Genomic DNA, 22,404 nt, shown 5'->3' with positions numbered 1-22,404 from the left:
CGATTCTCGAAATGGTCGGCGAACATAGCATATCTTTATGCACCTCGTAAAAGCATGCTAGCATGGATATATGACAGACGATACCGTGGAACTCGAAGCGCGGCTCGAAGAGGCAGAATCGTTTGAGCCACCGGAATCGTTCGTCGAGCAGGCGAACGTATCGGACCCCGAGATTTACGACGAGTTCGAGGACAACTGGCCGGAGTGCTGGGAGCGCGCGGCCGACCTGCTCGATTGGTACGAGGACTACGACACCGTGCTGGAAGACGACGACGCGCCGTTTTACAAGTGGTTCACCGGCGGGTCGCTGAACGCATCGTATAACTGCCTCGACCGACACCTCGACGACCGAGGGGACGAGGTTGCCATCGAATGGATCGGCGAACTCGGCGAGACGCGGACGTTCACGTACGAGGAACTCCACCGCAAGGTAAACGAGTTCGCGGCCGCACTCCGCGAGATGGGCGTCGGCGAGGACGACGTGGTGACGATGTACCTGCCGATGATACCGGAACTGCCCATCGCCATGCTGGCGTGTGCGCGCATCGGCGCCCCCCACAGCGTCGTTTTCGCCGGGTTCTCGGCCGACGCGCTCGCCACGCGGATGGAGAGCGCGGTGTCCGAGTACCTCATCACCTGTGACGGGTACTATCGGCGCGGCGACCCGCTCCATCACAAGGAGAAGGCGGACAAAGGTGTCTCGCAAGTCGACCACGACGTGGAGACTGTCGTCGTGGACCGACTCGGCGACGAGTACGACCACCCGATGGGTGCCGACGAACACGACTACGGTGACCTCGTGGCCGAACAGGAGGGCGCGGAGGTCGAACCAGTCGAGCGCGACGCCGAGGACATGCTGTTCCTGATGTACACCTCGGGAACGACGGGCGAGCCGAAAGGCGTCAAACACACCACGGCGGGCTATCTCTCCTACGTGTCGTGGACTTCGCACGCCGTCCTCGACATCAAACCCGAGGACACCTACTGGTGTGCCGCCGACATCGGATGGATTACGGGTCACTCCTACATCGTCTACGGTCCGCTTTCGCTCGGGACGACCAGCGTGATGTACGAGGGAACCCCCGACTATCCCGAGAAGGACCGCCTCTGGGAGATCGTCGAGGATTACGAGGTGGACATCTACTACACCGCGCCGACGGCGATTCGGGCGTACATGAAGTGGGGGTCGGAGTATCCCGACAAACACGACCTCTCCAGTCTTCGACTGATGGGAACGGTCGGCGAACCCATCAACCCGCGGGCGTGGAAGTGGTACTACAAACACATCGGCCACGAGAACTGCCCAATCGTGGACACGTGGTGGCAGACCGAGACGGGCGGCATGATGGTAACGACGCTTCCGGCCATCGGTACGATGAAACCCGGCAGCGCCGGGCCGCCGCTTCCGGGCATCGACGCGCAAATCGTGGACACGCAGGGCGAACCGGTCGAGGCGGGACGCGCGGGCTACCTCACGGTACAGAAGCCGTGGCCGGGAATGCTCCGCACCGTCTACAAGAACGACGACCGCTACATCAGCGAGTACTGGACCGAGTACTCCGACCCCGACGCGGACGAGTGGGTGTACTTCCCGGAGGACGGCGCGAAGTTGGACGAGGACGGGTACATCACCGTTCTCGGCCGCGTGGACGACGTTCTCAACGTCTCCGGGCACCGCCTCGGGACGATGGAGATCGAGAGCGCCATCGTCGGCGTGAAGGGCGTCGCCGAAGCGGCCGTCGTCGGCGGCCACCACGACGTGAAAGGCGAGGCGGTCTACGCCTACGTCATCACCGAGGAAGGTTACGAAGGCGACGAGGAACTGTACGACCGCATCGTGGAGGGCGTCGAGGACGGCATCGGACCCATCGCCCGCCCCGAGGACATAATCTTCACACCCGAACTGCCGAAGACGCGCTCGGGCAAAATCATGCGGCGCTTGTTGGAGGACATCGCCAACGAGGACGAACTGGGTGATACGTCGACGCTCCGCAACCCGGATGTCGTCGAAGATATTCAGGAGAAAGTTCAAAAGGATTAAAATAGATGTCTTTTCTTAATTTATTTTAACTTTTAGTAATATTTTCTCCGTAGGAAAATATTATGTGTGGATGGCCGGTAACAACCACCAGGAGAGTATAACGAATGTCGATTGAAAATGGGACACAGGCAACGGGCTACGGGGAAATAGCTGAGCGATTACGTAGAGTAGACACGCTGTGGGGGGAAAAATAGATGCCCGGAGATACGAGAACCGGAAACCCGGCACCGCTCGGACTCGTCGGCTTCGGGCTGACGACCGTTCTGTTGAGCATGATAAACGCAAAACTGCTCCCCGCGGAGGGGGAATTCGTCGTTGTTCCGCTCGCGTTCGCGTTCGGCGGGACGATTCAGCTGATGGCGGGAATGCTCGAGTACCGCGAGGGGAACACGTTCGGTACCGTCGCGTTCACCAGCTACGGCGCGTTCTGGTGGTGGTTCGGTCTGCTCGTCATCTTCACCGAGACCGGGTGGATTCCCCTCAACGTGCCCACCCTCGGGATGGCGCTCATCCTCTGGGGCGTCTTCACGACGTACATGTGGGTCGCCACGTTCAAACTGAACTGGGCGCTCTGGAGCGTGTTCCTCCTGCTATCTGTCACGTTCTACCTGCTCGGCTTCGGCGACTACCTCGGCATCGGTTGGCTGGGCGTCGCCGGTGGCTGGGTCGGCATCATTACCGGTCTCGACGCGATGTTCGTCAGCTTCGCCGAGGTGGTCAACTGGGCGTACGACAGGGAAGTCGTGCCGCTAGGGAGCACACCCATCGGATCGAGCTCGAGTCAGCAGACACAGCCCGCGGATTGAGCGTTCGAGCTCGCTTTTAAGAGAACGGGAGACATCGAAGCGCGATTCTGCGAAGTGTGTATTTTTTAACATTAATTCGATGCTAATACAAGTCAGACATAACTGTTACCGTAGTGGTGGAAATATATGCTCTCCCCTTTCGGCATTTATTATGCGTTCTATCTGCGCTGAAATAATACGTTAACTATTATTATGGACTGATTGGTGGGTGTTAGTATGGCACACGTCAAAGATGGGCTAACTCGTCGAGATGTCGTTAAGGTCGCGGGAGCGGCTGGAACAACTGGTATCGCGGGTCTGACCGGCTGCTTGAGCGACGACGGTGGCAGCGGTGACGGCGGTGGCGGTGGGGGTGATGAGGATTACCCGGCACTTGGTAACTATCCCGTCGAGGGGGACAAAGTGACGTTCGGATTTAACGTTCCGCAGTCCGGTTCCTATGCTTCGGAGGGGAAGGACGAACTTCGGGCGTACAAGTTGGCGGTAAAGCATCTGAACAACGGCGGCGGCTGGGTCGATAGCTGGGACGATCTGTCGGGCGACGGCGTTCTCGGCAAACAAGTCGATTACGTGACCGGCGACACCGGGACCGACGCCGACCGAGCCCGTAAGCAAGCTTCACGAATGATAAGCCGCGACAACGTCATGATGATCTCCGGTGGCTCATCGAGCGCGGTGGCCATCGCCGTCCAAGGCCTTTGTCAGAAGGAGAAGGTGATGTTCATGGCCTGTCTAACTCACTCCAACGATACGACAGGAAAGGACTGTGCGCGATACGGCTTTCGTGAAATGTTCAACGCCTACATGACGGGGCAGGCACTCGCACCCGTGGTGACAGAAGAGTACGGGAAGGACCTCAAGTTCTATCAACTGTACGCCGACTACAGTTGGGGGAAAACCCAGCAGGCATCGATGAAGAAATTCTTCGAGGAGGAGGGGTGGTCGCAAGTCAAAAGCGTTGCTACGCCACTGGGAACCAAGGATTTCTCCTCGTACCTTTCGGAAGCGTCCAATTCCGGAGCCGACGCCCTGTTCTTGAATCACTACGGACTGGACGGTGCGAACTCCCTCAAAGGGGCGATTCAAGCGGGGTTGGACCAGGACATGGAAATCGTGATGCCTCTCTACAACCGGCCGATGGCACAAGCCGCGGGCGGCGCGATCGATGGCATCTACGGCACCGTCGCGTGGGACTCACAAATCGACAACGAACCCTCGAACTCGTTCACGAAGTTCTTCGGGGAGGAGTACAACGGACGGGTTCCGTCGGGTCCGGCACAGCTCGCCTACGCCCAAACACTCCAGTACGCGGCGGCGGCGGAGCGAGCCGAGACGTTCTATCCACCGGAGGTCATCAAGCAGCTCGAAGACTACGAGTACAGCGACCTCGGGATGGAACAGGAGACGATGCGCAAGTGTGATCACCAGGCCCAGCGCGCGGTACCGGTCGTGAAGGGACTGCCGAAATCGGAGCAGAAGTCGGGGAAGTATTTCGAAATCGTCCAGATCACCTCCCGCGACCAACTCGGTTACGAGTGCGGACAGGGTCCGGCCTCGAAGTGTGAGCTAGGTTCCTACAAATAATCGATTCGATCACGATGCACACCGACGTTTCCGTTCGGTAGCGCGTGACCACACTGATAGAGAATGACTACCATTGATGATACAAACTACAGACACATGATATCTGAACACGGCGGGGAGGGGTAGACGTGAGTATCGTTTCACAACTAGCGACGATCTTACTAAACGGGCTTCAGCAGGGGGCCATTTACGTGTTGGTCGCCATCGGACTGTCGATAATTCTCGGCACGCTGAAGTTCGTTAACTTCGCTCACGGGGCGTTGTACCTCATCGGGACGTATCTCGGGCTCCTCATCACGCTCAACATCACCATCTCCGACGGAAAGTTGGCCGAGTGGGGGTACGGACAAGTGGGCCTCGATTTGGGATTCCTTCCGGCACTCGTTATCGTCCCGATAATCGTTTTCGGAGTCGGTCTCCTGATGGAACGGTTCATCGCAAGACCGTTCTACGACCGCCCCGACACCGACCAAATCTTGCTTACCTTCGGCCTTGCCATCGTCGTCCAAGAAGCGTTCAAAATCCTGTTCGGCGGTCAGAGCTACAACTTCGCTCGCCCCGCCCAGACTAGTTTGGGTTCCATCGAACTCCAGTTGAGCGGGCCGATCGACCTACCGCTGGTGGGAACCATCGGAATCTGGCGTCTCTACGTCATCGCCATCACCGCCGTACTGGTCGCGCTCGTGTACTTGCTCATCGAGTACACCGACTTCGGCCTCGTCGTGCGCGCGGGGACCCGTGACGCCGAGATGGTTCGCCTCCTCGGCGTGAAAATCACCCGTCCATATCTCATGGTGTTCGGGGTCGGTGCGGCACTCGCGGGCATCGCCGGTGTGGTCGGTGGGACGCTCTACGCGGTGAACCCGAACATCGGGATGGAAGTGCTCGTCCCGTCTTTCCTCGTCGTCGTCATCGGCGGCGTGGGAAGTATTCGGGGTGCGGTCGTCGGCGGAATTCTCATCGGACTCACCCTTTCGTCGTTGGTCGCGGTCGCACCGCAGTGGTCGCAGGTCGGCATCTACGTGCTCGCCGCCATCATTCTGCTGGCGCGGCCACAAGGTCTGCTCGGTAGCGAGGAGGTTGCACCATGAACGACGAAACGTCCGAGCCGACGACCGAAGATGGCCCCTCGCTGATCGAATCGGACGTCGCTTCGACGCTGGACCGATTCGGCAGCAGCGAACGCTCCATCGTCGGCCTCACCGTGCTCGCCGTCGCCGTTTTCCCGTGGCTGTTCGTCCGTGCGCCGGTCATCAGCGGCCTCTTTCGGGGCTATCAGTCGCTGGCATCGCTCATCCTCATCTGGGGAATCTTCGCGCTCGGGTTCAACCTGCTCCTCGGTTACACGGGGCTGCTGTCGTTCGGTCACGCCGCCTTCTGGGGCGGTGCGGCGTACGCCGCCGGAATCTTCAGCGCCAGCGTAAGCGGCAGTCCGGTGCTCATGGTGCTGTTCGGAACCCTGTTCGCCGTGCTACTGGCGTGGATACTCGGCTTCGTCTCGCTGCGGCGCGGTGGCATCTACTTCTCCATCCTGACGCTCGCGTTCGGCCAGATGGCCTACTATCTTGCCCTTTCGCCGCTTCAAGGATTGACGAACGGGGAAAACGGGTTCACCGACGTGGACGTGGGGAACCTCTTCGGATTCCTCGATGCGTTCTCGGCGTTCGAGTCGATTCCACTCGGTACGCCGGTCCCACTGCTCGGCGACTGGCTCTACGTGTTCGTCGGGGCCATCACCGTCCTCTGCGTCGCCGCCGTCGTTCGAATCCTCCATTCGCCGTACGGACTTGTGTTCAAGGCGATTCGGGAGAACGAGCAACGCGCATCGTTCGTCGGATTGAACGTCTGGCGCTACAAGCTGATGGCGTTCATCCTCTCGGGCGCGTTCGCCGGTGTCGCCGGGAGTCTCTTCGTCGTTCACGGCTCGTACGTTCCCGTCGAATCGCTGTACTGGACGACGAGCGGTGAAATCGTCGTCATGACCGTCCTCGGCGGGGTCGGGTCGATGGTCGGCCCGATGCTCGGTGCCGGGCTTTATCTCTACGTGGAGAACGTCGTCAGCGGCGACCCCGCGATTCAACCGTACTGGCACCTCATCCTCGGGCTCATCTTCGTCGCCGTTATCGCTCTCTTCCCCGAGGGAATCTGGGGTATCGTAGGGCGGGTTCGCGAAACGTTCTCGGCACCGTCAACCGACGCCGAACAGGGAGGTGAGAACTGATGTCGCTCTTGGATACCGAGGGTCTCACCAAGGAATTCGGGGGCCTCGTGGCCGTCGATGACGTTGACCTAGAGATTCACGAAAACGAGAGCGTCAGCGTCATCGGCCCGAACGGAGCGGGAAAGTCCACGCTCATCAACCTCATCACGCGGATGCTCGACCCGACGGCGGGCGATATTCGATTCAAGGGAGAGTCGATAACCGGACTCGAACCCCACGACGTCGTTCAGTCCGGAATCAGTAAATCGTTCCAAACCGCGTCCATCTTCCCCGACCTGACCGTCGAGGAAAACGCTCGTATCGCCGCACTCGCCGCCGAACACGGGGCGTTCAGGTTCAATTTCCTCCGTCACCAGCGACGGTATTCCGAGGTTGACAAGCTGACCCGCCGAACGCTGGATTCGGTCGGGTTACTCGGTCAACGGGAGGCTCCCGCCGCGGACCTGCCGTACGGGGACAAACGCCGCCTCGAAATCGGCATCGCGCTGGCGAGCGAACCCGACCTCCTGTTGATGGACGAACCTACGGCCGGGATGTCGCCCGAGGAGACACACGCCACCGTGGACCTCATCGAGCGCGTCAAGGAGGAACTCGGTCTCACCATCCTGCTGGTCGAACACGACATGGAAATCGTGTTCAACGTCTCCGACCGTATCATCGTGCTGAACCGTGGACGCGTCATCACGCAAGGGACGCCCGACGAGGTACAGGGCCATCCGGAGGTTCAGGAGGCGTATCTCGGAGGTGTCGAGCTATGAGTCTGCTCAGCCTCGAAGACGTGAACGCCTACTACGGGGAAAGCCACATCTTGCGGGATGTGACCATGCGAGTCGAGGAAGGCGAGGTGTGTGCACTCCTCGGGCGTAACGGCGCGGGCAAGACGACGACGCTCCGAAGTATCGCCGGCGCACGTCCGCCGGACGTGCGCGGCGGGGCGGTTCGATTCAGGGACGAGGACATCACCACGATGGAACCGGAGGACATCTCCACACGAGGCATCTCGCTCGTTCCCGAAGAACGTCGCGTCTTCCCCAACCTCTCCGTCGAGGAGAACCTCCACCTCGCGGAGGTCGTTCACAACAAGTCGAACACGGTCGGACGGTCGATACCGCAGGTCGAACACGTCGGCATGACGACGGAGGACGTGTACGACGAGTTCGAGCGCCTACGGGAACGACAGACCCAGAAAGCCGGAACGCTGTCCGGCGGCGAACAGCAGATGCTCGCCATCGCGCGGGCGCTGAAACAGAACACCGACCTGTTGATGTTGGACGAACCGTACGAGGGGTTGGCGCCGCAGATAATCGCCAACGTGGAAGACGCCATTCGACGCATCAGCGAGACAGGAACGACCATCCTGCTGGTCGAACAAAACGCGGCGGCCGCTATCAAACTCGCCGACCGATGCTACGTCGTAGACCAAGGGAAGATCGTTTTCGACGGAACCGCGGCCGAACTCCGCGGCGACGACGAAACGAGGGAGCGATACCTTGGTGTCTGAAACCAGCAGTTCGGATGCGCTGTTCGACATCCTCGTCGATGAGGGCGTAGTTATCGAGAACGGCACCGTCGCGCTGACGGACGACTTTGAGCACCGCTGGTCGATATATTACGACACCTACGCGAGCATCACGCCCGAGGCGTTCGCGGAGAGCATCGCCGAGACGTTCCACATCTCACGTGACGAGGCTCTCAATAGCGGCGTAACTCGTGCTGGATTCAGCTACTACCTCGCGCTCCGTGCCCATTTGGACGGGGAGTACACGGAAGGGGAGCTGGGACTGATGTCCGAAATGGTCGCCGAAGTCGGCCCGTCGTCGCCGGTTCCCGACGGCGTGAACCACCTCTCCGACGATACGTATCGGGACTTCCTGGAAACGCATCCCGCCTGTATCGTCTCGGTCTGGAAACGAGACTGCGAACCGTGCGAGGCCGTCGCCGCCAAACTACCCGAACTTCGGGCAGGAATCCCCGACGACGTAGCGTTCGCCGGTATCGACGGAGACGACGTTGTGGCGTTCCGACGCGAATTTGAGGTGACGGAGGCCCCATCGTTCCTCTGCTTCCGGGACGGTGAGTACCGGGAGACGGTAACGGGAGCCATCGGAACCGACGCGTTGGTAGAGTCGCTTCGGGAAGTGTACGACTGAGAGGTCACTGTTCCGAATGCCGGTCGTCTACGACGCATCCGCTCGACCGTTCACCTGTTTTCGTAACGGCTCGCCCTCGCCGTCTACCGCTGACCCTCACCTGCGACGAGTACGGGACGCTTCGCGGTCAGGATGACCGACTGAGCGACGCTGCCGAACAGGGCTTTTCCTGCTGGTGAGCGTTTACGCCCACCAACGCAGATACAATCGACGTTACGATCTTCGGCGACGTCGAGGATTGTGTCCGCCGGGTTTCCGCTCGCTTCGACGATGTCGGTCTCGATCTTGGCGGCTTCGAGGGCATCCTTCGCTCGTCGGACGCCCGTTACCTGTGGTGCAGAGGCACCACTCGGATTGTCGGTAAAGGAATGGAGAAGCGTGACCCGTACGTCGGCCTTCGCCTCGGAGAGGTCGATGATAGCATTCGCCTGCGCCACCGCGCGCGATTCGGTCTCGTCCACCGCGAGTAGGACGTGATACATGGTAACAAGTCAAAGGCAACCGTCTTATCCCTTGGGGTGCGCCTCATCGTATCGCTCGGAGACGAACACGACCAGCGAGAGCAAGATGCCGAGGAACAGGCCGATGGTCACCATTCCGAAGATAGCGAGGTCAACCGGCGACGGCTGTAACTGGATGATGCCGAACAGTTTGACGGGGCGCATGTCCTCCGGACCGAACGCGCCGAGGAGGACGCCCACGAACCCCGCGAACGACACGATGAGGACGTACAGGCCGACCACGAGCGAGCGACCGCGAAGTCGAGATGGCACGAGAAACCCTTTCGACAGGGCAAGGATTAGCCTTTTCATCCACAGGCGCTAAGTCCGAGTATGTCCGAAAAAGAACTGCTCCTGCTCGTCCTCTCCGGCATCGTCGTTCTGATGTTCGTAATGGGTATCGTGCTCGCGTCGACGTAGCTACTTCGTTTTCTACGACCGAAAAAAGTCGACCGACCGCCGTCAGAAGTCTACTCGTCAGAGGGTTCTTCGCCGCCGTCGGTGAGAGCGGTTTCCTGCTTCTTTGCGAACCAGTCCCACTCCTTCGTGAGCATTCCGTCCTCGCCGAGGTTCCACGGGTCGGCGGGGGCCGGTGGGCCTTCGAGCCACGACTGGGCGATGTTCCAGACGAAGATGAACTGGCCGATACCGAGGATGAACGCGCCTGCCGTGGCGACCTGATGCCACGTCGTGAACTGCGGCAGGTAGGTCGCGTACCGGCGGGGCATGCCGCCGTAGCCGAGGAACAGCATGGCGAAGAACGTCACGTTCGTCCCGATCATCGTCAGCCAGAAGTGTGCGTGGGCGAGCGACTTCTGGTACATCTTACCGGTGTAAATCGGGAACCAGTAGTAGAAGCCTGCGAAGGCTCCCACGGCGATGGCACCCATCACCATGTAGTGGAAGTGACCGACGACGTAGTAGGTGTCGTGGAGCACGAGGTCGAGCGGAATCGACCCGAGGAAGACGCCCGTCACGCCTCCGATGATGAAGTTGGAGACGAAGCCGATACAGAACAGCATCGGCGCGGTCAACCGGAGCCGACCGTTCCACATCGTCGTTATCCAGTTGAACGTCTTGACTGCGCTCGGTATCGCGATTGCCATCGTCACCGCCATGAAGCTCGCACGAATGCGCGGGTCGATACCCGTTGCGAACATGTGGTGGGCCCACACACCGAACGAGAGGACGCCGATGGCGAGCGTCGAGTAGACGACGAACTTGAACCCGAACAGCTTCCGGCCCGCGAACTTCGGCAGGATGAGACTGACGAGTCCCATCGGCGGCAGGATGAGGATGTACACCTCCGGGTGGCCGAAGAACCAGAACAGGTGTTGCCACATGACCGGTCCGCCACCGTTCGCCGCGAAGAACGTGGTTCCGAAGTTACGGTCGAGCAGGAGCATGATGAGCGCGCTGCCGAGAAGCGGGAACGCGAACAGGATGAGACCCGACTGCGTGAGGATGGTCCACGAGAAGATGTCGAGGTCCGGCCATCCGACGTCCTCGCCGCGCTCGCTGAAGATGGTGGCGATGAAGTTGATGGCACCCATGGTGGCGCTGACACCGGAGAGGTGCAGGCCGAGCAGCATCATGTCCGTCGCCGGACTGACCTGTGCCTGACAGCTCGCGCCCGCCGCTGCGGCGGACGGGCCACAGGACGAGAGCGGCGTGTACATCGTCCAGCTCGTCTGGGCCGGTTCGATACCGGCGAACATGAAGAGCGGGAAGCCGATCCAGATGAGTATCGCCGCGGGCGGTAGCAGCCAGAAGGCGATGGCGTTGATGCGCGGGAACGCCATGTCGTCCGCTCCGATGAGGAGCGGGATGAAGTAGTTCGAGAACGCCGCCAGGACGGGCGTCCCGAACAGGAACAGCATCGTGATGCCGTGCGTCGTCAGCAGGCTGTTGTACAGGTTCGCGTTGAATAGGTCCGCGTTCGGCGTCAACAGTTCCGTCCGCATGAGGAGCACCGCGATGCCACCCCACGCGAAGGAGATGAGGCCGAAGGTCCCGTACAGGATGCCGATGTCCTTGTGGTCTACCGTCGTAAACCAACGAATGATTCCGGCAGGCTTCTCGTTATGCGCCTGCCCGGTCGATTCTGCGTACCCGTAGCCCCCGCTGCTGAGAGGTGTATAAGACCGCCAGTCCTCGATCCGTGCGAGGAACGAAGCGACCGCCAGCAAAAACACTCCCATGACTACGGTGAGAGCTATCTGCCCAGTAGCTGCCATAGAGGAGCGTGTGAACTACAAGGTAAAGAAAGGTTAGGTTCCGCCCGTGGCCTCGATTTTCAGTGCCGCGATATACGTTAACAGGGCGAGGAGCGCGAACGGGACGATGACGAGACCCAAGCTGACGGCTCCGACGAGGGTGCTACCGCCCCACGCACTGAATCCGACGAAGAGTATCAGGAAGAACGCCAGAATCCCGAGCGGGATTATGTTGACGGTGAGGTCGAGGAGTGTTTCTTTGTCGAAGACACTTTCTGCCATGATACCTGAACGTAGCGAACACGAGGTAAAATAGGTTAGTGGTTCGTGTTCGGCCGTCGGCCCGTCTCAGATGGGTTCCGGTTGCCAGAGCGACCCCGCGATGCCCCCGAGGAGGAGGACGCCCGCGCCGATGAGAATCGCCGTCCCACGAAGCTGGACTGACCCCTGTGTCGTCTGCCAGATGACGCCACCGATGACGAACGACACGACGGATGCGGCGACGAGCGCCTTCCACGGGTCGCTGATGTACTCCGACTCGCGGAGAATGCCGACGATGCTACCGACGAACATCAACATGCCACCGACGGCGATGGGAAAGAGGAAGTTCGCCATCACGATACCGGTCTCGAACAGCGCGAGACCGAACGCGACGAACAGCGGCCACGGACTGGATTTTCGGTACTGATCGGAAAGTCCCGGTTGCTCGTCCATGCACGTGGGTTCGGGCTTCAGTGCTTTCACGGTTGCGTCTTTATCGTCGTCGGCTTCGTGGTCGTCAGCGGCTCAGTCCCCGCCCACGGCATCGACGTGTTCGCCGGGCGCGGGTTCGGTGCTGTAGAGGACCGCGAAGACGGCCGACGAGACGATGATGAACCCCGACGCCGCCCAGAACGCGACGAAAACGCTCGTCGCGTCCCAAATCGCGCCGATGAACACGGGACCGCCGACCTGCCCGACCTTCCAGGCGATGGAACGAAGCGAGAGGCTGGACCCGACGGCCTCGAACTGCTCCCCCTCCTCGACGAACAGTGCCATGCTCGCCGGGAGACGGAGACTGTCGCCGACACCGAGCACAGCGTAGGCCGCAAAGAGGACGAAAAACGCCCCCGGAAGCGCCATCTCGGCGCCGAACGCGGAGACGGTCATTCCCGGTATGTAGTCCTTTGCCAGTCCCGCGAACGGAATGAGTGCCGTCCCGAGCGCGTACACGAGCGCGCCCGCGAGAATGAATTTGTACTTCTCCCCGACGCGGTCGGTCCAGTCGCCGACCTTGCCCTGTGTGAGCGACTTCGTTAGCTTTCCGCCCGCCATGATGCCGCCGACGACGAAGGGGTTGATGTCGAACTGCGTGTAGGCGTAGATGGGGAGGAAGGTGATGACGGCCATCTTCCCGACGCTGAACGAGAGGCGGAAGAACACGAGCGCCTTGATGGCCGACCGCCCGAGGAGGGTTTCGAACGTTTCCCGACTGCTCGCATCCTCCGGGTCCGTCCGCCCGCCGGGGTTGTCTCGGAGAAAGAAGAACACGGCGAGAAACGCGCCGATGGTGATGAGGCTCAGGGCGGCGTAGGTGGTCTCGAAGCCGTACAGGTACAACAGCAGTCCGCCGAAGATATCGCCGAACAGGCTGGAGAACGCGCCGACCTGATTGTACGTCCCGATCCAGAGCCCGCGGGACCCGTCGTCGCTGATCTCGCCGACGACGGTCGTCCCGGTCAGCCAGAGGATGCTCGCGGCGGTGCCCTGCAACACGCGCATCAGGATGACGTGTTCGACCGTCTCGACGAAGCTGAAGCCAACGAAGACGAGGACGTTGAGGAACAGTCCGATGAGCAGGATGCGCTTGGAGTCGCGGATGTCGATGTACCGCCCGAGCGGGAGCACGATGAGGAGTTGTACCACCGCGAACGCGGTTCCGAACAGCCCTTCGACGGTGCTCGTCGTGTGGAACATGTCGGCGTACAGCGCCAGTGCGATGAGAATGGTCGAATACGCCTGACTCCGGGCGAATGCGGTGCCCGCCAATGCGATGAACTCGCGGTTTCGAAACAGGCGGAGCGACCCGCCACTCGTCTCTCCCGACACGGTTACGAATCGAAATAGTGGGCGAGGTATAAGAATCTCTGCCTTGGTTCGGTGAATTGCCGAAAGAGTAGACGACGATTACTCTTCGAGCGCGTCCGCGATGCGCTGGAGCTGTCGCGTGGCGTCCCGAACTTCGTCCCGAAGTTGCCGCACCTCACGAACGAGGTCTTCGTCGCTTCCGCTCTCGCTTCCACGACTGGCACCCATACCGCCGGGGCCGCCGCCCATCATGCCGCCCATCATCTGTGCGAACGGGTTACCGCCCATACCACCGGGACCGCCGCCGCCCATCGCCTCCTTCAGGCGCTCGTCTCGGTCTTCATCGCCCTCTTTCGCGCGTTTCTCTCGGATTTCCTCGACGCGCTCTTGGAACGTCTTTTCTTCCTCGTCTCCGTTGTCGTTGGCTTCCTCGTCTGCCATACCCTCCCGTTCTGTCGCACGACCGAAAAGGGTTGTGTCCCGTGGAAGAGGCTGTTGGCGAGGCGTGGTCCCGCCGCCGTTCGGCGAGCAGACACGGTGCTCGCGTCGAACGAGTGCTTATCCCGGTGAAGCCGTCGTTACCGTCGGGTCGCGGTCGGCGAAAGGTTCACACCCCGTCGCGTGACCGCGAGCAACCGAGGAGAACTCCGACCATCACCGAACTGTGTTCCCGTTACACCGGGTGAACGATGGAAACGGTTGGCAGGGTTGAGATTCGTCCGTCACGATACGGAAAGCGAGTTCGATGTCTCGGGGAACAGTCGGTTCGGTACTCGCCAGCCTGCCCGAGCGTCGCAACCGGTACGTCCTCTACTCGCTCGCCTGCCACGCCGAAACCGCGCCGATAGAACTGGAAGTCCTCGTCAGGGATGTCGCGGCGTGGGAACGGAACGAAACCACCGCGTCAGTTTCCGACGACGCGTTCGAGACGGTCCTCGAAGACTTGTCACAGACGCGACTACCGACGCTCTCATACCGTGGCTTGGTCGAGTTCGACCCGCTGAGCGGGTTGGTCGGCCGCCCCTCGTATTCCACGCTCGCAAACGTCCTCCTCGATTGGCTCGCCCGCATCGAACTCGCGTCCCGTTTCTGAACCCTTAAACGCGAGCAAGGACTTACGACGCATATGACCGAGGAGGAGGCCGCCCAAACGGTAGACGAAGAGCCAGCCGACGAGGAATCCCCGGCCGACGGAGACGCGACAGGGGACGAGACGCCGGACGAGGACGTTCTCGGACCGGAAACCACGAGCCTCGTCGCGCGCGTCGCCGTCGAGGACGAGAGCCTCGCCGCCGACGTGGAAGACCGCCTCGTAGCACTCGAATCGGAGCGCCGGGAACTCGACGAGGAGGTAGACGACCTCGAAGCGCGCCTGCGGCGCAACCGTGCAGACTTCAAGAACTACAAGAAGCGCGCGAAAAAGCGCCAGAAACAGCTCGAAAAGCGCGCGACCGAGGACCTCATCGAACGACTCATCGACGTCCGGGACAACCTCCGCCGGGCGGTCGAAGACGAACACGAGGACGTCGAAAGCTTGCGCGAGGGCGTCGAACTCACCCTGCGCGAACTCGACCGCGTGTTCGAGGACGAGAACGTCTCGCAAATCCACCCGGAGTCCGGCGAGGAAGTGGACCCGCAACGCCACGAGGTGATGCTTCGCGTCGAGAGCGACCACCCGGAGGACACCATCGCCGACGTGTACCAACCCGGCTACGAGATGGCCGATAAGGTTCTGCAAGCCGCGCAAGTCACCGTCAGCGACGGCAGCGGAGACGACGAGTAACGACCCGCCCCACCGATTTTCCCGCTATCGACCGCGATTCGAATATCAACTGCGATTCGAAAACGAAACGGCGAGCGCGAGCGCCGGGCGCGGGGATGGCGAGGATCCGAACCACTCGACGGACCGTGCACGGCGGATAGTATATCGGTTCGATATAAAGCCCTCGAAGCGGAGAAACGATGAAAAAAGAAACCGACAGACGGCGGAGGGGTGGAGTTCGACGTCCCCTCGTGACATCTAGTAACCTTTAACCGGCGCAAACGGGTAGGTTGCCCCAACAATGACGAGCAACAAGATACTGGGCATCGACCTCGGTACCACGAACAGCGCGTTCGCGGTCATGGAGGGTGGCGACCCGGAAATCATCGTCAACGGCGAGGGCGACCGGACCACGCCGTCCATCGTCGCGTTCTCCGACGACGGTGAGCGTCTGGTCGGAAAACCGGCGAAGAACCAGGCGGTTCAGAACCCGGAGAAGACGATTCAGTCCATCAAGCGGCACATGGGCGACGACGATTACACCGTCGAAATCGAGGACGAAGAGTACACGCCGGAGCAGATTTCGGCGATGATCCTCCAGAAGATCAAGCGAGACGCCGAGGAGTATCTCGGCGACGACATCGCCAAGGCGGTCATCACCGTTCCCGCGTACTTCAACGACAAGCAGCGACAGGCGACGAAGGACGCCGGTGAAATCGCCGGCTTCGACGTGGAACGCATCGTCAACGAACCGACGGCGGCGTCAATGGCGTACGGACTGGACGACGACACGGACCAGACCGTCCTCGTCTACGACCTCGGTGGCGGGACGTTCGACGTTTCCATCCTCGACCTCGGCGGCGGCGTCTACGAAGTGGTCGCCACGAACGGGGACAACGACCTCGGTGGCGACGACTGGGACCACGCCATCATCGACTACCTCGCCGACGACTTCGAGTCGAACCACGGCATCGACCTCCGCGACGACCGACAGGCGCTCCAGCGCCTGAAGGACGCGGCTGAAGAGGCGAAGATCGAACTGTCGAGCCGCAAGGAGACGGACATCAACCTCCCGTTCATCACGGCGACCGACAACGGCCCGGTGCACTTGGAAAACAGCCTGACCCGCGCCAAGTTCGAGTCCCTGACGAGCGACCTCATCGACCGCACGGTCGAACCGACCGAGCAGGCCCTGTCGGACGCGGGCTACGAGAAGAGCGACATCGACGAGGTTATCCTCGTCGGTGGGTCCACCCGCATGCCGCAGGTATCCGAGAAGGTCGAGGAGCTCACCGGACAGGAGCCGAAGAAGAACGTCAACCCCGACGAAGCCGTCGCGCTCGGCGCGGCGATTCAGGGCGGCGTCCTCTCCGGCGACGTGGACGACATCGTGTTGCTCGACGTGACGCCGCTTTCCCTCGGTATCGAGGTGAAGGGTGGCCTGTTCGAGCGCCTCATCGACAAGAACACGACCATCCCGACCGAGGAGTCGAAGGTGTTCACCACGGCGGCGGACAACCAGACTTCGGTGCAGGTCCGCGTCTTCCAGGGTGAGCGCGAAATCGCCAACCAGAACGAACTGCTCGGCGAGTTCCACCTCGCGGGCATCCCGCCCGCGCCCGCCGGAACCCCGCAGATCGAGGTGTCGTTCAACATCGACGAGAACGGCATCGTCAACGTCTCCGCCGAGGACCACGGCTCCGGCAACAGCGAGGAGATCACCATCGAAGGCGGTGCCGGTCTCTCGGACGAGGAGATAGAGCAGATGCAGGAAGAGGCGGAACAGCACGCCGAAGAGGACAAGGAGCGCCGCGAACTCATCGAGGCGCGCAACGCCGCCGAAGGCGCCGTTCAGCGCGCCGAGACGCTCCTCGAAGAGAACGAGGAGAACATCGACGACGACCTCGAATCGGACATCCGCGACGAAATCGACGTCGTTCAGGAGACGCTCGAAGACGACGACGCGTCGAAGGAGGACCTCGAAGACGCGACCGAGAGCCTGAGCAAGTCGCTGCAGGAGATCGGCAAGCAGATGTACCAGCAACAGGAGCAAGCCCAGCAGGCCGGTGCCGCGGGCCCCGGTGGAATGGGCGGCGGCATGGGCGGCGGCGCGAACCCAGGCGCAGGCGCCGGTGCCGAGGGCGGTGCTGACGACGCCGACGAGTACGTCGACGCCGACTTCGAAGACGTTGACGACGACGAATAGTCGTCGTCAGCTAACCAGAACGCGATGCGTTCTGGTGAACGTGGACGACGAAGACTGAAGGTAGCGCATCGACCCCCCGGACGCTCGTCGTTTTCGGGCGCGCCGACCGGTAGACGGACGATTCAAATACCATCCTACATTAGAAACGATAACTGATGAGCGAGGACTTCTACGACGTACTCGGTGTAAGTCGAGACGCCGACGAGGACGAAATCAAGAAGGCGTATCGAAAGAAAGCCGCCGAGTATCACCCGGACGTGAGCGACGAACCGGACGCCGAGGAGAAGTTCAAGAAGGTGAAAAAGGCGAAGGAAGTGCTCTCGGACGACGAGAAGCGGCAGGCCTACGACCAGATGGGTCACGACCGCTTCGAACAGGCCGAGAAACGCGGCGGCTTCGACGGCGGCCCCGGCGGCCCCGGCGGTGCCGGGCGCGGCAACCCGTTCGGCGGCGGCGGTGGCGGCGGCATGGGCGGCATGGGCGACATCTTCAACGAGTTCTTCGGCGGTGGCGGCGGCCGCCGCAACCCGAACCGCCCGCGCCAGGGGTCGAACCTCCGGACCAGCATGGAGATCGACCTCGAAGATGCCTACGAAGGCGTGACGAAGCAGATTACGGTCCGCCGTCCCGAGCGCTGTGACGCCTGTGACGGCGAAGGCCACCCGCCGGGAGCGGACGTGAACACTTGCCCCGAGTGTAACGGACAGGGACAGGTCACGCAGGTCCAGCAGACGCCGTTCGGGCGCGTCCAACAGTCACAGACCTGTCCGCGCTGTAACGGCGACGGACAACAGTATTCGGAGACGTGTGACCAGTGCGGCGGCGACGGCATCGTCCAGCGCGAGGCGACGCTGAAGGTGGACGTCCCGGCGGGTATCGCCGACGGCCAGACGCTCCAGATGGAGCGCGAGGGCGCGCCGGGCGAGAACGGCGGGCCGAACGGCGACCTGCTCATCGAGGTGTCGGTGCGCGAGCACCCCGACTACGAGCGTGACGGGTCCGACCTGTTCTATCGGACGGCGCTCTCGTTCCCACAGGTCGTGTTCGGCGACAAAATCGAGGTGCCGACGCTCGACGGCTCGGTCGAGATGGACGTGCCGGAGGGGACCCAAAGCGGCGAGACGTTCCGTCTCCGCGGCAAGGGAATGCCGCACCTCCGGCGGCGGGGTAACGGCGACCTCTTCGTCAAGGTGCAGGTCGTCACGCCAGATTCGCTGAACGCCGAACAGCGCGAGGCGCTGAAGGAGTTCGCGGAGGCGGGCGGTGAAGAGGTCACCGTCGAGAAGGGCTTTTTCGAGCGCATCAAGAGCAGTTTCTGAGCGGCTAGCCGAACAAGCTAAGCCGTTTTGGGATGATATATAGATACTCACACTCACTCGAATGACTGGTCCGAAACTCCCCCGTCGGCGGTTCGTACAGGCGCTCCTCGGAACGACGGCGTTCGTCGGCCTCGCGCGCGGGCAGGCCGCGACGTTCGAACTCGGTGGACAGCTATCCGGATGGTTGGGTCAATCGCCGCCCCCTATCGAAGGCAAGACGAATCCGACGCTTCAGATGAAGGCCGGAAAGGAGTACGTCATCGCGTGGGAGAACCTGGACGGCCACTCGCACAACATCGCCATCGGGGACGGGAAGGGAAACGTCCTCGAACGGACGGAGGTCGTGGACACGAGAGGGGAGAATCAGACCCTCGAATTCACGGCGACCCCGAAGATGAAGACGTACTTCTCGGAGTTCGACTCCGAGACGATGCGCGGCGAACTCGAAATCGTCCAGCCGACGACGACCCGGACCGCGAACAACACGACCGCTGGGAATCGAACCACGACGGGGACGACGACCACGGGAACGACGCCGACTACGACGGGGACGACATCTTCTTCGTCAACACCGTCCGCAACCACCGAGACGACGGAAACGGCGACGAACTCGTCCGAGGGGACGACCACCTCCACGACCGACGGTGGGGATTTGCCCGGATTCGGCTGGCTGGCCGCGCTCGGAAGCATCGCCGGTCTCGGCTACCTGCTCCGGCGCAGCGAGTGACGCGCACACGACGAGCGAAGCGAGTCGTATGCAGTCTGTCGGTGACACAACCGTCAGAAGTCAGCCAGTGACACAACCGCCAGATGTCTGCTGGTGACACAACCGCCAGATGTCTGCTGGTGACACAACCGCCAGTCGCTACCTCAACCACCGGAAAATCGAAGATTTTCCGGGCTAAACGACGACCAAAGCGAACGGCGAACGTCAGTGAGCCGTGAATCGAGGGAGGAGTGCAATGCTTTTGATGAACCTTTTACAGGGAATGCGAGGGAGCGAAGCTCCCTCGTTCCTTCACGGCGAAGCCGTGAAGAAGACAGCCAGCGCCCGGCCGATTTGGCCGGGCGCTGGCTTTCGACCGTCGTAAAAGGTTCGTTCACATCGGCAGGAAGAGTACTCCCGCGCTGATGATGAGACCGCTTCCGAGCAGGACGAGCACGCAGTAGCCCATGATGTCGCGGACGGAGAGGCCGCTGATGGCGAGGAGCGGAATCGCCCAGAATGGCTGTATCATGTTCGTCCACGCGTCGCCCCACGCGGCGGCCATGGCGACGCGGGGGACGCTCGTTCCGCTGGCGTGAGCCGCCTTCACGAGGGTTTCGCCGACGACGGCCCACTCGCCGCCGCCGCTGGGGACGAAGACGTTAACGATACCCGCCGTGAGGAACGCGACGACGGGGAGCGTACCGTCGGGCGAGAGGTGGACCATTCCCTGTGCGATTTGCGTTGCAAGGCTGGTCGATCCTTCCGGCGCGTAGCCCATGATGCCCATGATACCCGCGTAGAAGGGGAACTGGAGGATGATTCCCCAGACGTTCTCCACCCCTTCCTTCATCGCGCCGATGTACGCCGCGGGGGTGCCGTGGAGGGTGATGCCGAGGAAGAGGAAGGTGAAGTTGACGATGTTCAGGTTGAGGTTGTTCCACGGCATCGTCCCGTCGGCGATTCCGCGGCCGAAGTACCCGACGACGGCCAGCAACCCCGAGAGGCCGATGGCGTACGCGACGAACGAGGAGTGTTCGATTCGCTCCGCGACGGTCAGGTCGTCGCTCGTCGCCGACGGCGCGACGACGGCTTCGGCTTCCGTGCCGCCGTCGGTCGCGGTGTCGAGCTGGGCGGGGTCGATGGGGTGTTTCTTCTCGTCGCTCTCGGGGTACATCAGCAGGAACAGGAGCGGGAGGAAGACGAGACCGATGACGACGAAGATAGCGACGTTGGCGACCGTGAAGATGGTCTGGCCGGTCGAAATGGTCGAGTTCAGCACGCCGCTGGCGAGCAGGAAGTTATCGTCGCCCGTCGAGTTGAGCACCAGCGGAATCGACCCGGCGAGACCGCCGTGCCAGACGATGAACCCGGAGTACGCTCCGGCGACGATGATTGGGAAGTCGATGGTGCGAATCTCCTCCGCGATTTTCCGCGCGAAGATGGCACCGACCACGAGGCCGAGGCCCCAGTGGACGAACGACGCCACGGCGGCGACGACCGGAACCAACGCGGCCGCGCTTCGTTCGCTCGACGGAATCGACGCCACGCGCGAAAGAAAGCTATCGACGACGGACGACTGTGCGAGGGCGTACCCCGTCATCAGGATGAGCGTCATCTGCATCGCAAAGGAAAGAAGTCCCCAAAAGCCGCCGTACCAGCCATCGACGAGGATGTTTTCCGCGTGTGTCAGCGTCCCACCCTGTGGAGCGACGAACGTGAATGCCAACCCGAAGGCTACGAACGAAAGGATGATTGCGAACAGAAACGCGTCCGGAAGATACCGTTCTACGAGTCGTGAACTGCCTTCTGCCATCCGCCTGATTACGTTTGCCATGATTGCGTGTGTGCATCCCTAGCAAACGATTATAAACGTTCGTCAGACGCGTCAGTGGTGAATCGTCGGCCGCGGGTCGTCCAATTCGCCGACGAGTCGTCGAGCGTGCGTTCGAAGTTTTGACCAGAGCCAGTCGAGTCCGACCCTCGTCGCCGACGCGTCTTCGGAGTGAAACGAATCGGGTGCTGACAGCATGATACGCGATATGATTACATCAAAAACATATCTCTATCGACCATTCGAATCGGGGGGCTTTTGCACGCCCCCGGACGAGAAGCGATATGGACACTCTGGGTGACCTCGTTGCCCGCGAACGGCGGAGCGACGACCCGGCGCTTTCCGTCCCGAACTCACGAGGATACGATTACCACCGACTGTGTACGACGGCGTGGAAGACGGGGAATTTCTTTCGACATCTCGGCGTTCGAGAGGGTGTGACGGTGGCTATCCACGCGACGCCCGCCGCACAGCCCATTCTCGGGTTCTTCGGTTCGGTCCTGCTCGGAGCGAGCGTTCGGTTCGACCCGCCGACGGAAATCGACGCGCGGGTGCTCCTCGCGCCAGCGGAATCGGTCGCGGACTACGAACTCCCGCCGGGCGGACAGTACGTCGCCTACGGCGACCCCGCCCCGGACCCGACGGTCTCGCACTTCGAAACCGACGTGTGGAGCGAGAATCCGGTGTTCCCGGAGACGCCGTTCCCCCCCGAGACGCTCGCGCTCCCGGGCGAGCGCGATGCCACCCACGCCGACCTCCTCGATGCGGGGAACGCCGTCGCATCGGATTGGGGCCTCGAATCGGGTGATTCAGTCGCGGTTCGTGCGCCGCTCGCTGACCCCCGAACGGTCGCCGCCGGTATCGTCGCGCCGCTCCTCGTCGGCGGCGAAATCGTCCTCGACGCCGACCGGACCGCCGATTTCGCCGTCGCGGACGCCGCCGCACCCGAGTCGTCGGTTCTCACACCGGGCGAAGTTTCCCTGTAGCCACCG

The 22,404-nt window shown here is 61.8% G+C and carries 23 protein-coding genes; 14 read left to right on the top strand and 9 right to left on the bottom strand.

What is annotated here, in order from left to right; translation table 11 throughout:
- The first annotated feature begins 70 nt into the window (after positions 1 to 70).
- The 8 genes from acs (at position 71) to OPC11_RS08790 (ending at position 8,802) form a co-directional block, all read left to right on the top strand.
- Entirely contained in the window at positions 71 to 2,041 is a 1,971-nt protein-coding gene (gene acs, locus OPC11_RS08825; RefSeq protein ID WP_007978312.1) for an acetate--CoA ligase, read from the top strand.
- Between the two features lie 194 nt (positions 2,042 to 2,235).
- Positions 2,236 to 2,847 carry an acetate uptake transporter gene (locus OPC11_RS08820; protein ID WP_264781640.1) on the top strand — a complete coding sequence of 204 codons (612 nt, stop codon included), beginning with the start codon at positions 2,236 to 2,238 and terminating at the stop codon, positions 2,845 to 2,847.
- A gap of 216 nt (positions 2,848 to 3,063) precedes the next feature.
- Positions 3,064 to 4,431 carry a substrate-binding protein gene (locus OPC11_RS08815; RefSeq protein ID WP_026177675.1) on the top strand — a complete coding sequence of 456 codons (1,368 nt, stop codon included), beginning with the start codon at positions 3,064 to 3,066 and terminating at the stop codon, positions 4,429 to 4,431.
- Positions 4,432 to 4,559: 128 nt separating this feature from the next.
- Positions 4,560 to 5,522: a branched-chain amino acid ABC transporter permease gene (locus OPC11_RS08810; RefSeq protein ID WP_026177676.1), complete on the top strand. Its 963-nt coding sequence runs from the start codon at positions 4,560 to 4,562 to the stop codon at positions 5,520 to 5,522.
- Positions 5,519 to 6,652, top strand: coding sequence for a branched-chain amino acid ABC transporter permease (locus OPC11_RS08805; RefSeq protein WP_007978320.1), 1,134 nt, complete (start codon positions 5,519 to 5,521; stop codon positions 6,650 to 6,652). The genes OPC11_RS08810 and OPC11_RS08805 overlap by 4 nt, the downstream gene beginning before the upstream one ends.
- The gene (locus OPC11_RS08800; RefSeq protein WP_007978322.1) at positions 6,652 to 7,410 is read left to right on the top strand and encodes an ABC transporter ATP-binding protein; all 759 of its coding nucleotides are present in this window, start codon (positions 6,652 to 6,654) and stop codon (positions 7,408 to 7,410) included. The genes OPC11_RS08805 and OPC11_RS08800 overlap by 1 nt, the downstream gene beginning before the upstream one ends.
- Positions 7,407 to 8,153, top strand: coding sequence for an ABC transporter ATP-binding protein (locus OPC11_RS08795; RefSeq protein WP_007978324.1), 747 nt, complete (start codon positions 7,407 to 7,409; stop codon positions 8,151 to 8,153). Before OPC11_RS08800 ends, OPC11_RS08795 begins: the two co-directional genes overlap by 4 nt.
- A complete protein-coding gene (locus OPC11_RS08790; RefSeq protein ID WP_007978326.1) occupies positions 8,146 to 8,802 on the top strand; it encodes a thioredoxin family protein in 657 nt (218 codons plus the stop codon). Before OPC11_RS08795 ends, OPC11_RS08790 begins: the two co-directional genes overlap by 8 nt.
- Positions 8,803 to 8,885: 83 nt before the next feature.
- Here OPC11_RS08790 and OPC11_RS08785 read toward each other — a convergent pair whose 3' ends face one another.
- From OPC11_RS08785 to OPC11_RS08755, 7 genes are all read right to left on the bottom strand, one after another.
- The gene (locus OPC11_RS08785) at positions 8,886 to 9,284 is read right to left on the bottom strand and encodes a universal stress protein (RefSeq protein ID WP_264781639.1); all 399 of its coding nucleotides are present in this window, start codon (positions 9,282 to 9,284) and stop codon (positions 8,886 to 8,888) included.
- A gap of 24 nt (positions 9,285 to 9,308) precedes the next feature.
- Entirely contained in the window at positions 9,309 to 9,545 is a 237-nt protein-coding gene (locus tag OPC11_RS08780; RefSeq protein WP_264781675.1) for a cox cluster protein, read from the bottom strand.
- A gap of 227 nt (positions 9,546 to 9,772) precedes the next feature.
- On the bottom strand, positions 9,773 to 11,539 hold the full coding sequence (locus OPC11_RS08775) for a cbb3-type cytochrome c oxidase subunit I (protein ID WP_069452626.1): 1,767 nt from the start codon (positions 11,537 to 11,539) through the stop codon (positions 9,773 to 9,775).
- Positions 11,540 to 11,572: 33 nt separating this feature from the next.
- Entirely contained in the window at positions 11,573 to 11,800 is a 228-nt protein-coding gene (locus OPC11_RS08770) for a DUF6684 family protein (protein WP_007978330.1), read from the bottom strand.
- Between the two features lie 66 nt (positions 11,801 to 11,866).
- Positions 11,867 to 12,232 (bottom strand): hypothetical protein, encoded by a 366-nt coding sequence (locus tag OPC11_RS08765; RefSeq protein ID WP_264781638.1) that lies wholly within the window; start codon positions 12,230 to 12,232, stop codon positions 11,867 to 11,869.
- A gap of 72 nt (positions 12,233 to 12,304) precedes the next feature.
- The gene (locus tag OPC11_RS08760; protein ID WP_264781637.1) at positions 12,305 to 13,606 is read right to left on the bottom strand and encodes an MFS transporter; all 1,302 of its coding nucleotides are present in this window, start codon (positions 13,604 to 13,606) and stop codon (positions 12,305 to 12,307) included.
- Positions 13,607 to 13,684: 78 nt separating this feature from the next.
- A complete protein-coding gene (locus OPC11_RS08755) occupies positions 13,685 to 14,026 on the bottom strand; it encodes a hypothetical protein (RefSeq protein WP_007978333.1) in 342 nt (113 codons plus the stop codon).
- Between the two features lie 304 nt (positions 14,027 to 14,330).
- Between OPC11_RS08755 and OPC11_RS08750 the strand changes: the two genes are divergently transcribed.
- From OPC11_RS08750 to OPC11_RS08730, 5 genes are all read left to right on the top strand, one after another.
- Entirely contained in the window at positions 14,331 to 14,678 is a 348-nt protein-coding gene (locus OPC11_RS08750) for a hypothetical protein (protein ID WP_007978334.1), read from the top strand.
- A 33-nt stretch (positions 14,679 to 14,711) separates the two neighbouring features.
- The gene (locus tag OPC11_RS08745; RefSeq protein ID WP_007978335.1) at positions 14,712 to 15,368 is read left to right on the top strand and encodes a nucleotide exchange factor GrpE; all 657 of its coding nucleotides are present in this window, start codon (positions 14,712 to 14,714) and stop codon (positions 15,366 to 15,368) included.
- A 280-nt stretch (positions 15,369 to 15,648) separates the two neighbouring features.
- A complete protein-coding gene (gene dnaK / locus OPC11_RS08740; RefSeq protein ID WP_007978336.1) occupies positions 15,649 to 17,553 on the top strand; it encodes a molecular chaperone DnaK in 1,905 nt (634 codons plus the stop codon).
- A gap of 155 nt (positions 17,554 to 17,708) precedes the next feature.
- Complete coding sequence (gene dnaJ / locus OPC11_RS08735) at positions 17,709 to 18,872, top strand: molecular chaperone DnaJ (RefSeq protein ID WP_264781636.1); 1,164 nt, start codon at positions 17,709 to 17,711, stop codon at positions 18,870 to 18,872.
- A 61-nt stretch (positions 18,873 to 18,933) separates the two neighbouring features.
- On the top strand, positions 18,934 to 19,599 hold the full coding sequence (locus tag OPC11_RS08730; RefSeq protein WP_264781635.1) for a hypothetical protein: 666 nt from the start codon (positions 18,934 to 18,936) through the stop codon (positions 19,597 to 19,599).
- 373 nt (positions 19,600 to 19,972) lie between these two features.
- Here OPC11_RS08730 and OPC11_RS08725 read toward each other — a convergent pair whose 3' ends face one another.
- Both OPC11_RS08725 and OPC11_RS08720 read right to left on the bottom strand, forming a co-directional pair.
- Positions 19,973 to 21,415: a TIGR00366 family protein gene (locus tag OPC11_RS08725; protein WP_026177678.1), complete on the bottom strand. Its 1,443-nt coding sequence runs from the start codon at positions 21,413 to 21,415 to the stop codon at positions 19,973 to 19,975.
- Between the two features lie 51 nt (positions 21,416 to 21,466).
- Positions 21,467 to 21,610, bottom strand: coding sequence for a hypothetical protein (locus OPC11_RS08720; RefSeq protein ID WP_007978343.1), 144 nt, complete (start codon positions 21,608 to 21,610; stop codon positions 21,467 to 21,469).
- An 86-nt stretch (positions 21,611 to 21,696) separates the two neighbouring features.
- Here OPC11_RS08720 and OPC11_RS08715 point away from each other — a divergent pair, with 86 nt between their 5' ends.
- Positions 21,697 to 22,398, top strand: coding sequence for a hypothetical protein (locus OPC11_RS08715; protein WP_264781634.1), 702 nt, complete (start codon positions 21,697 to 21,699; stop codon positions 22,396 to 22,398).
- The last annotated feature ends 6 nt before the right edge of the window (positions 22,399 to 22,404 follow it).

This window comes from Haladaptatus sp. T7 (assembly GCF_026008575.1).
GTDB classification, from domain to species: domain Archaea; phylum Halobacteriota; class Halobacteria; order Halobacteriales; family Haladaptataceae; genus Haladaptatus; species Haladaptatus paucihalophilus.
The sequence above is the reverse complement of the archived record's forward strand: the minus strand, read 5'-3'. Positions and strand labels throughout refer to the sequence as shown.

Excerpts from the sequence above, each read along its gene's own strand:
- acs (WP_007978312.1), top strand. The coding sequence starts at position 71 with ATGACAGACGATACCGTGGAACTCGAAGCGCGGCTCGAAGAGGCAGAA.
- OPC11_RS08820 (WP_264781640.1), top strand. The coding sequence starts at position 2,236 with ATGCCCGGAGATACGAGAACCGGAAACCCGGCACCGCTCGGACTCGTC.
- OPC11_RS08815 (WP_026177675.1), top strand. The coding sequence starts at position 3,064 with ATGGCACACGTCAAAGATGGGCTAACTCGTCGAGATGTCGTTAAGGTC.
- OPC11_RS08805 (WP_007978320.1), top strand. The coding sequence starts at position 5,519 with ATGAACGACGAAACGTCCGAGCCGACGACCGAAGATGGCCCCTCGCTG.
- OPC11_RS08800 (WP_007978322.1), top strand. The coding sequence starts at position 6,652 with ATGTCGCTCTTGGATACCGAGGGTCTCACCAAGGAATTCGGGGGCCTC.
- OPC11_RS08795 (WP_007978324.1), top strand. The coding sequence starts at position 7,407 with ATGAGTCTGCTCAGCCTCGAAGACGTGAACGCCTACTACGGGGAAAGC.
- OPC11_RS08785 (WP_264781639.1), bottom strand. The coding sequence starts at position 9,284 with ATGTATCACGTCCTACTCGCGGTGGACGAGACCGAATCGCGCGCGGTG.
- OPC11_RS08775 (WP_069452626.1), bottom strand. The coding sequence starts at position 11,539 with ATGGCAGCTACTGGGCAGATAGCTCTCACCGTAGTCATGGGAGTGTTT.
- OPC11_RS08770 (WP_007978330.1), bottom strand. The coding sequence starts at position 11,800 with ATGGCAGAAAGTGTCTTCGACAAAGAAACACTCCTCGACCTCACCGTC.
- OPC11_RS08765 (WP_264781638.1), bottom strand. The coding sequence starts at position 12,232 with ATGGACGAGCAACCGGGACTTTCCGATCAGTACCGAAAATCCAGTCCG.
- OPC11_RS08755 (WP_007978333.1), bottom strand. The coding sequence starts at position 14,026 with ATGGCAGACGAGGAAGCCAACGACAACGGAGACGAGGAAGAAAAGACG.
- OPC11_RS08750 (WP_007978334.1), top strand. The coding sequence starts at position 14,331 with ATGTCTCGGGGAACAGTCGGTTCGGTACTCGCCAGCCTGCCCGAGCGT.
- OPC11_RS08745 (WP_007978335.1), top strand. The coding sequence starts at position 14,712 with ATGACCGAGGAGGAGGCCGCCCAAACGGTAGACGAAGAGCCAGCCGAC.
- dnaK (WP_007978336.1), top strand. The coding sequence starts at position 15,649 with ATGACGAGCAACAAGATACTGGGCATCGACCTCGGTACCACGAACAGC.
- dnaJ (WP_264781636.1), top strand. The coding sequence starts at position 17,709 with ATGAGCGAGGACTTCTACGACGTACTCGGTGTAAGTCGAGACGCCGAC.
- OPC11_RS08730 (WP_264781635.1), top strand. The coding sequence starts at position 18,934 with ATGACTGGTCCGAAACTCCCCCGTCGGCGGTTCGTACAGGCGCTCCTC.
- OPC11_RS08725 (WP_026177678.1), bottom strand. The coding sequence starts at position 21,415 with ATGGCAAACGTAATCAGGCGGATGGCAGAAGGCAGTTCACGACTCGTA.
- OPC11_RS08720 (WP_007978343.1), bottom strand. The coding sequence starts at position 21,610 with ATGCTGTCAGCACCCGATTCGTTTCACTCCGAAGACGCGTCGGCGACG.
- OPC11_RS08715 (WP_264781634.1), top strand. The coding sequence starts at position 21,697 with ATGGACACTCTGGGTGACCTCGTTGCCCGCGAACGGCGGAGCGACGAC.